11 protein-coding genes and 2 pseudogenes are annotated in these 10234 nt (G+C 69.3%); 6 read left to right on the top strand and 7 right to left on the bottom strand.

All coding sequences use genetic code 11. From position 1 onward, the window contains the following. Positions 1-87 precede the first annotated feature (87 nt). Positions 88-1002 (bottom strand): LysR family transcriptional regulator, encoded by a 915-nt coding sequence (locus RZ84_RS31515; RefSeq protein WP_043267786.1) that lies wholly within the window; start codon positions 1000-1002, stop codon positions 88-90. A 223-nt stretch (positions 1003-1225) separates the two neighbouring features. Here RZ84_RS31515 and RZ84_RS42040 point away from each other — a divergent pair, with 223 nt between their 5' ends. From RZ84_RS42040 to RZ84_RS31505, 3 genes and pseudogenes are all read left to right on the top strand, one after another. Beyond that, positions 1226-1948, top strand: coding sequence for an FAD-dependent oxidoreductase (locus RZ84_RS42040; protein WP_241777955.1), 723 nt, complete (start codon positions 1226-1228; stop codon positions 1946-1948). 73 nt (positions 1949-2021) lie between these two features. Further along, a complete protein-coding gene (locus RZ84_RS42035; protein ID WP_241777954.1) occupies positions 2022-2501 on the top strand; it encodes an FAD-dependent oxidoreductase in 480 nt (159 codons plus the stop codon). Then, a pseudogene (locus tag RZ84_RS31505) lies at positions 2498-3550 on the top strand (thiamine pyrophosphate-binding protein); the annotation flags it as partial. The gene RZ84_RS42035 and the pseudogene RZ84_RS31505, both read left to right, overlap by 4 nt. A gap of 213 nt (positions 3551-3763) precedes the next feature. On the opposite strand, the gene RZ84_RS31500 reads toward RZ84_RS31505, so the two are convergent. From RZ84_RS31500 to RZ84_RS40010, 4 genes and pseudogenes are all read right to left on the bottom strand, one after another. After that, positions 3764-4945: a serine hydrolase domain-containing protein gene (locus RZ84_RS31500; RefSeq protein ID WP_052230297.1), complete on the bottom strand. Its 1182-nt coding sequence runs from the start codon at positions 4943-4945 to the stop codon at positions 3764-3766. Positions 4946-5329: 384 nt separating this feature from the next. Then, the gene (locus tag RZ84_RS42030) at positions 5330-5569 is read right to left on the bottom strand and encodes an LPXTG cell wall anchor domain-containing protein (RefSeq protein WP_241778110.1); all 240 of its coding nucleotides are present in this window, start codon (positions 5567-5569) and stop codon (positions 5330-5332) included. A gap of 57 nt (positions 5570-5626) precedes the next feature. Continuing rightward, positions 5627-5854 (bottom strand): annotated as a pseudogene (locus RZ84_RS42025) (chaplin); the annotation flags it as partial. A gap of 466 nt (positions 5855-6320) precedes the next feature. Beyond that, positions 6321-6497, bottom strand: a complete 177-nt coding sequence (locus RZ84_RS40010; protein WP_198540089.1) for a hypothetical protein — start codon at positions 6495-6497, stop codon at positions 6321-6323. 438 nt (positions 6498-6935) lie between these two features. On the opposite strand from RZ84_RS40010, the gene RZ84_RS31490 reads away from it, so the two are divergent. After that, positions 6936-7220 carry a hypothetical protein gene (locus RZ84_RS31490; protein ID WP_043267783.1) on the top strand — a complete coding sequence of 95 codons (285 nt, stop codon included), beginning with the start codon at positions 6936-6938 and terminating at the stop codon, positions 7218-7220. A gap of 394 nt (positions 7221-7614) precedes the next feature. On the opposite strand, the gene RZ84_RS31485 is transcribed toward RZ84_RS31490, so the two are convergent. Together RZ84_RS31485 and RZ84_RS38515 are read right to left on the bottom strand one after the other, a co-directional pair. Continuing rightward, the gene (locus RZ84_RS31485; protein ID WP_043267782.1) at positions 7615-7962 is read right to left on the bottom strand and encodes a hypothetical protein; all 348 of its coding nucleotides are present in this window, start codon (positions 7960-7962) and stop codon (positions 7615-7617) included. Between the two features lie 130 nt (positions 7963-8092). Next, the gene (locus RZ84_RS38515; RefSeq protein WP_043267781.1) at positions 8093-8611 is read right to left on the bottom strand and encodes a hypothetical protein; all 519 of its coding nucleotides are present in this window, start codon (positions 8609-8611) and stop codon (positions 8093-8095) included. Positions 8612-9357: 746 nt separating this feature from the next. Here RZ84_RS38515 and RZ84_RS31475 point away from each other — a divergent pair. Together RZ84_RS31475 and RZ84_RS31470 are read left to right on the top strand one after the other, a co-directional pair. Next, positions 9358-9603: a hypothetical protein gene (locus tag RZ84_RS31475; protein ID WP_043267780.1), complete on the top strand. Its 246-nt coding sequence runs from the start codon at positions 9358-9360 to the stop codon at positions 9601-9603. 327 nt (positions 9604-9930) lie between these two features. Continuing rightward, complete coding sequence (locus RZ84_RS31470) at positions 9931-10218, top strand: hypothetical protein (RefSeq protein WP_043267776.1); 288 nt, start codon at positions 9931-9933, stop codon at positions 10216-10218. The last annotated feature ends 16 nt before the right edge of the window (positions 10219-10234 follow it).

The raw sequence follows: 10234 nt of genomic DNA, 5'->3' as shown, positions 1-10234 counted from the left end.
CCCGCCCCGCCGGTACCACGGCGGGTATGTGCGGGGAGATCGTCATGGCGGCATCGTGCCACGGCCGCCGGATACGCCCGGTGTCCGCTACGGCTGCTGCCGCTCCCGAGGCTCCGGCAGATGGTGCGGCGGGAACGACCACCCGGTCACGAACTCCCGGAATTTCAGGGCCGCCTGGGACACATGGGCGTCCCTGTTCCACACCAGGGTGAGCACCCGCTCGCAGCCGGGGGCGTCGAGGCGTACCGCGGCGACGGGGACGCGCGGGCCCTGCCGGCGGGACATGGCCGGGACGAGGCCGATCCCCAGCCCGTCGCCGATCAGATCGCCGATGGCGCCCGGCTCGTCGCCCTCGCAGGACAGGACCGGGGTGCGTCCCTCCGCGGCGAACAGACGCTCCAGCAGGGCGCGGGGCCAGCCACCGGTGCGGGTGGTGACGAACGGCTCGTCGGCGATCTCGGCGATCGTCACGCTCTCCCGGTCCGCCAGCCGGTGGCCGTACGGCACGGCGAGCAGCACCTCCTCGCGGGCCAGCTCGACGACGTGCAGGTCCGGCCCGCTCAGCGGCTGCGACGCGATGCAGAAGTCGACTTCCCTGGCGCGCAGTTGGCGCTCCATCTCCGCGGCGGTCGACTGGCGGAGCCGTACCTCGGCCCGCGGGTGCGCGGTGCGGAAGCCGCCCAGCAGCTCACTGATCGTCAGGAGCGTCTCGGCGGCGACCGAGACCCTGCCGAGCACTTGGTCGCGGGCGTCCCGCAACGCCCGCCGCCCGTCGTCGAGTTCGCCGAGCGCCCGCTCGACATGGCGCAGGAAGGTCTCGCCGTACCGGTTGAGCCGGATGCGCCGCCCCCGCCGGTCGAAGAGCGGTGTGCCCAGCTCGGCCTCCAGGCGGGCGATGGCCCGGCTGAGCGACGGCTGGGCGACCCGCAGCTCCTCCGCGGCCCGGCTGACGTGCTCGTAACGCGCCACGACCCGGAAGTAGCGCAGCTGCAAGAGATCCATCGCCCGCCTTTCCTCCTGCCCGCCGGGCATCATCACACGGCAGGACCCGCCCCGGAGCCCACTGGCACACGCCGGGCGCCCCGGCGGCCGGCCGCCATGCGTCCGCCCCTGCCAACCCGGACGGAGTCGGGTCAAGCAGAGCGACGGAAAGCGGGTCAACAATCCCTTCAAGGAGTGGCTGGCCGGCTGGGCCGATGTCATCCACGACTTCGACGGCTATTCGATGGGGCGCTTCCTGCGCGAGTACGCGGGCTTCAGCGACGAGGCCGTCGAGGCGATCGGCACCGTCGAGAACATGACCTCGCGCCTCCGTCTGGCGTGCTTCCACAGCTTCCTGGGACGCAGCGACATCGCCCCCAAGGCCACGTACTGGGAGATCGCGGGCGGCAGCCGCAAGCTGCCCGAGGCGCTGGCCAAGGATCTGCGGGACCAGATCGTGCTGGGCCGGCGGATGGTGCGGCTGGAGTACCGCGCCCCGGGCCGCGACGGCCACCACGGCGGGCTCACCGGTCCCGGCGGCTCGGCCGTCGCCATCGAGACCGTGCCCGAGGGCGAACCGTACGCGGGAACCCGGACCTGGACCGGTGACCTCGCCATCGTCACCATCCCGTTCTCCAGCCTGCGGTTCGTCAAGGTGACCCCGCCGTTCTCGTACAAGAAGCGCCGGGCCGTCATCGAGACCCACTACGACCAAGCCACCAAGGTGCTGCTGGAGTTCTCCCGCCGCTGGTGGGAGTACACCGAGGACGACTGGAAGCGGGAGCTGGACGCGATCGCGCCCGGCCTGTACGAGTACTACCAGCAGTGGGGCGAGGACGACGCCGAGGCGGCGCTGGCCCTGCCGCAGAGCCTGCGGAAGCTGCCCACCGGGCTGCTCGGCGCGCACCCGAGCGTGGACGAGAGCCGGATCAGCAAGGAGCAGGTGGAGTACCACCGCAACTCCTGAGCTGCGCGGCGGGGTTCGGCCGGCCACCAACGCGTACGGCTGCGGGTCCACCACCGACAACGCCAACCGCTTCATGTACTACCCCTCCCACCCCGTCCCCGGCAGCAAGGGCGGCGTGGTGCTGGCCGCCTACTCCCGGTCGGACGAGGCCGCCCGCTGGGACTCCTTCGACGACGCCGAGCGCTACCGCCACGCCCTGGCGAACCTGCAATCGGTGCACGGCCGCCGGATCGAGGTCTTCTTCACCGGCGCCGGCCAGACCCAGAGCCGGCTGCGCGACCCGTACGCCTGCGGTGAGGCGGCGGTCCACACCCCGCACCAGATGACCGGCTTCCACCTCGACGTCGTCCGCCCCGAGGGGCCGGTGTACTTCGCCGGTGAGCATGTGTCGCTCAAGCACGCCTGGATCGAGGGGGCGGTGGAGACCGCCGTACGGGCGGCCATCGCCGCCAACGAGGCGCCCGCGGCCGACGCCGGCATCACCGCGTCCACCGGCAGGCGCGGGGCCACCGCGCCGGCGCACCCGACACGAGAGGAAGTGCTGACCCCATGACCACCTCCCGGACCTGCAGGGTGGCCGAGTACCTGGCCGTCCGCCTGGAACAGCTCGGCATCACCCACCTGTTCGGCGTGCCCGGCAACCACCTGGGCCCGTTCCTGTCGACCCTGCACGAGAAGACCAGGGTCCGCTGGGTGGGCACCCCCACCGAGGGCGGCGCCGGCCAGGCCGCGGACGGGTACGCCCGGGTGAAGGTCGCCGACGCGCAGATCACGCTCGGCGAGCAGGGCATCGGCGCGGTCGCCGTCACCTACGGCGTGGGCGCGTTCAACCTGCTCAACACGATCGGCGGCGGCTACACCGAGTACGTCCCGCTGATCGCGATCAACGCGGCTCCCACCTACGAGCAGTGGCTCGACCAGCGGGCCATCGGCCTGCTCACCTCGCACATGTCCCAGCGCCCGGAGAGCAACCTCGACGTCTACAAGCAGGTCACGGTGGACGCCCAGGCGATCTCCAACCCGGGGCTGGCCCCCAGCCAGATCGACGGCGCGCTCACCGCCTGCCTGTCCCACCGCCGGCCGGTCTACCTGGAAGTCATGGAGGACGTCTGGGAGGCGCACTGCCCGGCGCCGCAGGGCCGGCTGAAGCGGCAGGAGCGGCCCCTCACCCCCCCCCGGAACGAGAAGATGCTGGACGCCGCGGTCAAGGCGTGTGTGAAGCTGGTGCAGGACCACGATTTCGACCCCGTCCTGTGGGCCGGCGAGGAGATCGACCGCTTCGGCCTGGCCGAGGAGTTCGAGGAGCTGGTACGGGTGACCAGCATCCCGTACTGCACCACCATCGGCGCCAAGTCCGTGTTCTCCGAGGACACCCCGGGCTTCTGCGGTGTCTACAACGGCAAGGCCGGCAATCCGGATGTGGCCGCGGTGTTCCAGAACGCCGGCTGCCGCATCGGCCTGGGCACCTGGGCGACGTCGAAGAACCTCGGCGGCAAGATGTCGATCGGCGACGACTGGGCGGTAGCCGCTTACGAAGGGGTGCGGGTGGGCGCCTCGTACTTCCCCGAGGTCCAGCTCGCGCGGTTCATCCCGGCCCTCAAGTACAAGATCCAGGAGAACTGCCCGCCGCCGACCGGTGTGGTGCTGAGGGAGAGGGTGGCCTGAGCAGCGACTGGCTCCGCACACCTGCTCCCGGAACTGGTCCCAGCCCCCTCAAGGCCCCGCCCACCGCATGCCGCCTCCCGACCACCGGGTGGCGGCATGCCGCATCCGTCACCCCCGCACCGCCGCAGCCCACCACTGCCACCCGCACCATCACCGGCACAGGACCCTGTCGAGAAAGGCCGGCGAATCATCGGGGTGCTGCGCCACCGGCGCGGGGTCGGCGGTCACGGCGACCGTGACCGCACGGCCGTCGTCGGTGACACCGGTACGCGTGCGGTAACCGGGAATGTCACCGCCGTGGCCCCACATCAGACCGCCGCACCGCAGCGGCGTGCTGATCACGCCGAGCCCGTACCGCGCCCCCGGCCACAGACCGGTGCCGACCGGGACGGTGGTACGCATCTGGGCGAGCTGCGCGGGACGCAGCAGCTCGCCGCCGAACAGCGCCGTGAAGAAGCGGTTCAGATCGCCCGGGGTGGACACGAGTTGTCCGACCGCCCACGCCCAGGACGTGTCCATCTCCGTGACGTCCACCAGCGGCCCGCCGCCCTTCGCCGGGACGTAGCCCTCGGGGTGGGCGGCGCGCAGACGCTCGTCACCCACCCCGGGGAGGTAGGTGTGGCGCAACCCGATCCGGTCGATGACCCGCCGGGTGATCTGCTCCGCCAGCGGACGGCCGGTGACCTTCTCGACGAGCAGCCCGGCCAGGAGGTAGTTGGTGTTGCTGTACGACCAGCCGGTCCCCGGGGCGAACACCGCCCGGTGCGCCAGCGCCAGATCCAGCAGCGCACGGGGCCGGAGGTGCGCGTGACGGTACGTCGCGAAGTCACCGAGAAATTCCGTGTAGTTGGGCAGCCCGCTGGTGTGCTGGAGCAGCTGGCGTACCGTGATGCGCCGCCCGTCGATCCCCTCGCCCCGCACCAGGCCCGGCAGATACCGCTCCACGGGCGCGTCGAGCGCCACCCGGCCTTCGCCGACCAGCTGGAGCACGACGGTGGCCGTGAACGCCTTGGTGTTGCTCGCCGCCCGCACCTGCCCGTCGACCGGCACCCTCGCCCCGGTCCGCACATCCGCCACGCCCGCGGTGTAGTTGCGGTGGTACCCGTCCCGCCCGGCGACGGCGGCCAGCGCGGCCGGGTAACGGTCCTCGCGCACCAGCCGGTGCAGCCCCTGCCGCACGGCATCACCGGACCCATGTGCCTGCGCGACGGCCCCCGGCAGCGTGCCCCCGACGGCCGGCGCGGCTGCCACCACCGCCGCCATCGCGATCCCCCGGCACCGAGCCGGCGACACCCCGCACACCCGCGCCGGCCACCGCCAACGATGGGTCATGGAAACCCCCTCAGCGGGACCGTACGGCGCAGGGCAGGCTCCCGACCCCCGCGTGAACGAAGTCCGGCGGCTCCCGGAACCCTCTCGATCACACCCCTCACAGACCGGCAGTTCACCACCGACGGCGGTGAACTGCCGAGAAGGACCAGCTGTCGCCCGGACCACGCAGACCCGGGCTGTGCTGGATTTTTTCACTGAACGGTCGGCCGGACACGCGCGCCGCGTTCCGGACGCACGCCGACCACCTCGTCGCCTGTTCACAGCCCGAGATGGCCGACGCGAGTCCTACCGCGCCAACGCCCGCGTCCGTGCCCGGCATTTCCTGCCGGCACGACGCTCCTGCGCAAGCGAGCGCCGCCGCCGGACAGTTACCGCTGCGCTCGCTCAGTTGTTGGCGGCGCGCCGCCCCCGCCGGTAGAGCAGGGTGCCACCGGCCAGCAGCCCGGCACTGGCCGCGATCGCCAGGCCGGTCTGCGCACCACCGGTCTTCGCCAGCTGGGGGCGGGCGTGAGACACGACGTGGTGGTGATGATGCTGCTGCTGCCGGTGACTCCTGGTCTCCTCGGGGACGGCCGGAGCCTCCGGCGCCGCCCGGTGGTGGACCTCCGGCCGCTCGTGCCGCATCTGCGGCTTGTGCTCCTGCTCATGGTGGTGCCGACGCCGCTCGTGGCCCTTCGACGCGTTGACACAACGGTTGCCGAAGGTGGGGTTGAGCGCGCCGATCACATTCACGCTGTTGCCGCAGGCGTTTACCGGGATGTGCACGGGCACCTGAATCATATTGCCGGAAAACACGCCGGGAGAACCGACAGCAGCCCCTCCGGCACCGGCGTCGGCAACGGACGTGCCCGCTCCCGCGAGCAGCAGGCCGCCCGTGGCAACCGAAGCGGCAATGACCTTTTTGATCACGTGACTCCTCCTAGACAGTGCGGTCACGTCCGCGGACCGCACAACACACAACGAGCCCGAAGGAGGAAAGCTCCGAATGCGTCATTTCGATCACTCTTTCAGCTTGATATGTATGCTCGCACGGCTGAAGAGTGACAGATATTCCTTTTTTACTGAGATGCATTCCCAACGATAATCAGCCCGGCCGTTTTCGAGGGGAAAACCCGCCCTCCGCCGCCCGAATCCGATCTTGTTTCCCGCAGGCTATCGAAGATCCCGGCGCATCTCACCGCCACCCCGATTCGGCCTTCCGACCGCACAGCGCGACTCACACCGGACCCTTGCCGGACACCGACGACATCACCGCCGGCCGGCCTCCCGCATTGCCCTGCGCCCCTACCGGGAACTCACCGGCCGGCCACGGCAATCCCGCGCCGCGGCCGGCCGAACGAGCCCCCCGGTAATCGACCCGGCCGGCGACGGGCGCTCACTTCCCGAGCAGCGGCAGTTTGCCGATGTGCACAGGACCAATATCGGAGGTGGCCTTCACCGGGTTACCGAGGATGCCGAGAACGCCCGCACCGGGACCGTCGGCGTGGGCAGGTACGGAGAGGGCCCCGGCGAGGGCGAAGGCCCCCAGAAGGGCGGCAAATACACGGCGCATAGCGGCTCCTGCTTCCTTTCGCGAATTGTCATGCTCTGGCACTGGCCACCCTCGCACCCATGCGCCGCAGGCTCCGCCGGTCCACGCCAAGTGGTCACCTGATCGCGCGAGCACGGAAAAAGCGCGCTGCCGAGGCGCGATCGCCCAGCGACTCGGGGACGCCGACGAGCAGGCGGCACGCAGACATGAGGCCGCGGTGCGGCACTGTCAAAAAAGAGTCGGCACATACGGCCGACCAGGTGGGTTGCCATGCGGTGACGGCGGCCGGCGGGACCTGAAAGGGCCTCAAAACCGCTTCTGACCTGCACAGATCACAAAACCTCAATCATACAATCCGGCGCGTCGTTAAGCGACTCCACGGACATTCAGCACTATCCTCACCACAAGTACGAAATCGGTACTTCAGCGACACCATCCGCTCAACCCACCGGAGAAGAAATGCGCAAGCTTCACAAGGCCGCTCTCGTGGCCGCCGTCCTCGGCAGCGTCAGCATCCTCGGTACCGGCACCGCCTTTGCCGGTGGCCAGGGAGGCGGCGGCTCCCGCTTCGACATCAAGCAGAGCTCCCAGTGCAGGTCACACGACACCAACGTCGATGTCCTCGGTGAGGTCGGCATCGCGAACGGCCTGGCCGGAAACCTGCTCGGCGGTGAAGGCGCACCGGGCGCGCAGTCCACTCACATGGGCTCGACCATGGGTTGCGACAACGACGCATTCAAGTAACGGAAAACGAGTCCGGCGCCCGTGCCACCGGCCGGGCGCCGGACTCACGCTCGCCCTCCCCCAACCCCCGGACGATCCAGGGTGATTGGGGACCTCCGACCGGGCATCCTGTGAAGTGGGCCGTCCACACGTCGCATCGAACCCGATCCGACGGCCCCACCGAGCGGAACAGTCTTCGCGCACAGAAGTAGCCACCGACTCCGGGGCGACGGCAGTACCTTCCGCCATCGCCCCGGAGTCTTGCGTGCGGGCGCCCCACCTGGGCACCCCATCGGCAGCAGCACACCTACCCCGGGACATCGCGGGCGAGCGGACCCCAACCCCGCCACGGCACGGCACGGCACGGCAAAGCCGGGCACAGGATGAACCTGGCCCGGCTGTCGATCGCGTGAGATCAGAACTCGGCGCGCAGCCGCTTCAACTCCTTGGGGGCGGGAAGCCTGTTGGAGCAGTTCAGGTGCGGACCGATCTCCGTGTCTCCGTGGCCCAGCAGGCCGCTCTCGGGCCAGATCAGACGCTCCCGGGAAGCCGAGGAGCACCTCTGCGCCTGCCTGACGACGAGGTCCCTGCCGTCCTTGCCGATGAAGGAGCCCCCGCTCCTGTGGACACAGCTCCTGTTGCCCTCGACGCCACGGTTGCAGCCATCCGCTCCCGCTGCGTACGCCTGAGGGGCGAAGGCAGAGGCCGCGGCGACGCCGCCGAGGAGTGCCGCGATGGCTGCGATCTGATTCCGACTGAACATGTACTGCGTTCCTTTACGATCGATGCCCGGGCGCGAAATACCGTGTATCGGTTCACGCCCGAGCCGGGGGAATACCGAAAGAGGGTTCTGGTGCCCGGCCTTGCGGCCGGGCACCAGAACCCCTTCCGAATTACTTGCGGAGGGCGACGTTGTCGCAGCCCATCCGCGAACCCTGGTGGGTGTGCTGCCCACCGCCGTCACCCTCGCCGTTGATCGCGTTGCCCAGCAGGCCGTTGAGCACGCCGACCTGGCCGAGGACGTCGACGTTCAGGTCGTGCGACCGGCACATGGTGCGCTGGTTGACGTTGATGTCTTCACGGCGGCCCTCGGACTGCGGAGCCGGCCCCTGCTGCATCGGCTGCGGGGCGGCCTGCGGAGCCGGCTGCGGCATCGGCTGCGGAGCCGGCTGCGGGGCGGCCTGCGGAGCCGGAGCCTGCGGCATCGGCTGCGGAGCGGCCTGCGGAGCCGGCTGCGGGGCGGCCTGCTCACCGCCGTAGCCACCGCCACGCGAAGTGGCTCCCGCGGCGGACGACGAAACGGCCCAGGCGTTGGCCTCCGGCCCGCCGTCAGCCAGGCTGACTCCGGCACCTACGGTGGACAGGCAGCCAACCGCTGCGACGACGATGGCGACTCGTTGAAGTGTGCGCATGGAACCCTTGATCCTCGATTGCGTGTGGATGGAGACATGCCTTGACTACTTAGTGTGAGTATATGCACACCGAGCGTAATCAGTCGTGCATTTCCTCCCTTTACACACTTCGTGTCGAGCCCGCAACAGGAGTGCTCCCCCTATGGACCCGCGAAAGGCGCCCACCGACACACCCGCCAACGTCCCGCAAAACGAACCGCAAACCCCCTCACCACTCCTCCGAATTCGCTCTCAAAGATTCCCAACAAGGCAGCGACAGCAGACCACTTGACATCAACACGGTCCACCGAAGGCGCGCAGCGCGAACCTTCGGACCGAGGAAAGGCCAACGCCACCGCGAACCCTTCCCCTACTCCCTCCGAGGGAGAAACGACACGACCCCCCAACAGGGTCACGGAAGCCGCTCCACAGTCACCCATTTGCCCCTGACGTCAACATGGAGCTCACACACCCACCCCTTCACGGCACCCTCACCACGACATCACCCGCACTCGCCGAATTCCCAGCGGAGACAGTGGATTTCGACGGCGCAGCCTTCCCTTGTCGCCGACGAAAAGAAAGCCCACAGGGACCGAATAGGCCGCCGCGGCCGATCCGTTGCCACATAGTGTGGGCAAGTCCTCCGCCACAGCTCGACACAAGACGCCCAACGAAGTGGAACGCCCAGTTTGACTACTGCTAGTGTTCGCGCGGTCACAACCAGCAACTAGGTCTCCTTGTATAGGGACCGAAGGGTCGAGGGTTCCATGCGCAAGTTTCAGCAGGTCATGCTCGTCGCCGCCGCGGCCGGCAGTCTGTCCGCCATCGGTGCCGGCGCCGGCACCGCCTATGCCCACGATGGCGCCAAGGCGCGGGCGAACGACATCTTCCGCCCGTACCAGGAGTGCAGCCCGCAGACGTTCGCCGGGGCACACTTCCCGTTCGGCCTGCTCGCGGTGCCCGAAGAGACGGGCTTCGCCTGCGGCCAGTTCAACCACGCCTTCAGCAAGTAAGAAGGTCGCCGGGGCAGCCGCACCCGACGCCGACCGCGGGCCCTTCGGGAGTATTTCCCCCGAGGGGCCCGTTCGCTTGCGCCCGACCGAACGAGTCGTACGCGGCACGGCCGAACGGGTGGTTCACCAAGGAGCTGTTCAGTCCGCCTCGGCCCGTTGAATCCCCTGGCCGCGCGGAACATGGGACCGTTCCGGGGCCGATACCGGTTCATGACGCTCATAACATCCGGCGCGTCGCTCAGCAACTGCGGATCTTTCGTATTAACTTTCCGCAACTGTACGAAGTCGATCGCTCACAGATCGCTCCGCTCAATCTATGGAGAAGAAATGCGCAAGCTTCAAAAGGTTGCTGTCGTCGCCGTTGCCCTCGGAAGCGTCGGCGTCTTCGGCGCCGGCACCTCGTACGCCTACGGCGGGCAGGGCGGCGAGAACAAGGTCGGTGTCAGCCAAGGTTCCCAGTGCCGGTCACACGACCTGAACGTCGACGTCCTCGGCGAGGTCGGGATCCTCAACGGCCTGCTGGGCAACGCGCTCAACGGTGAGGGCAGCGCCGGCGGACAGGCCACTCCGATCGGCTCGAGGGTGGGCTGCGACAACAGCGCCCTCAACAAGTAGCCGGAAAGGGTTCTGG

Source organism: Streptomyces sp. CT34 (assembly GCF_000805335.1).
In the GTDB taxonomy this organism is placed as follows: domain Bacteria; phylum Actinomycetota; class Actinomycetes; order Streptomycetales; family Streptomycetaceae; genus Streptomyces.
This window is presented reverse-complemented; position numbering and strand designations above follow the sequence as displayed.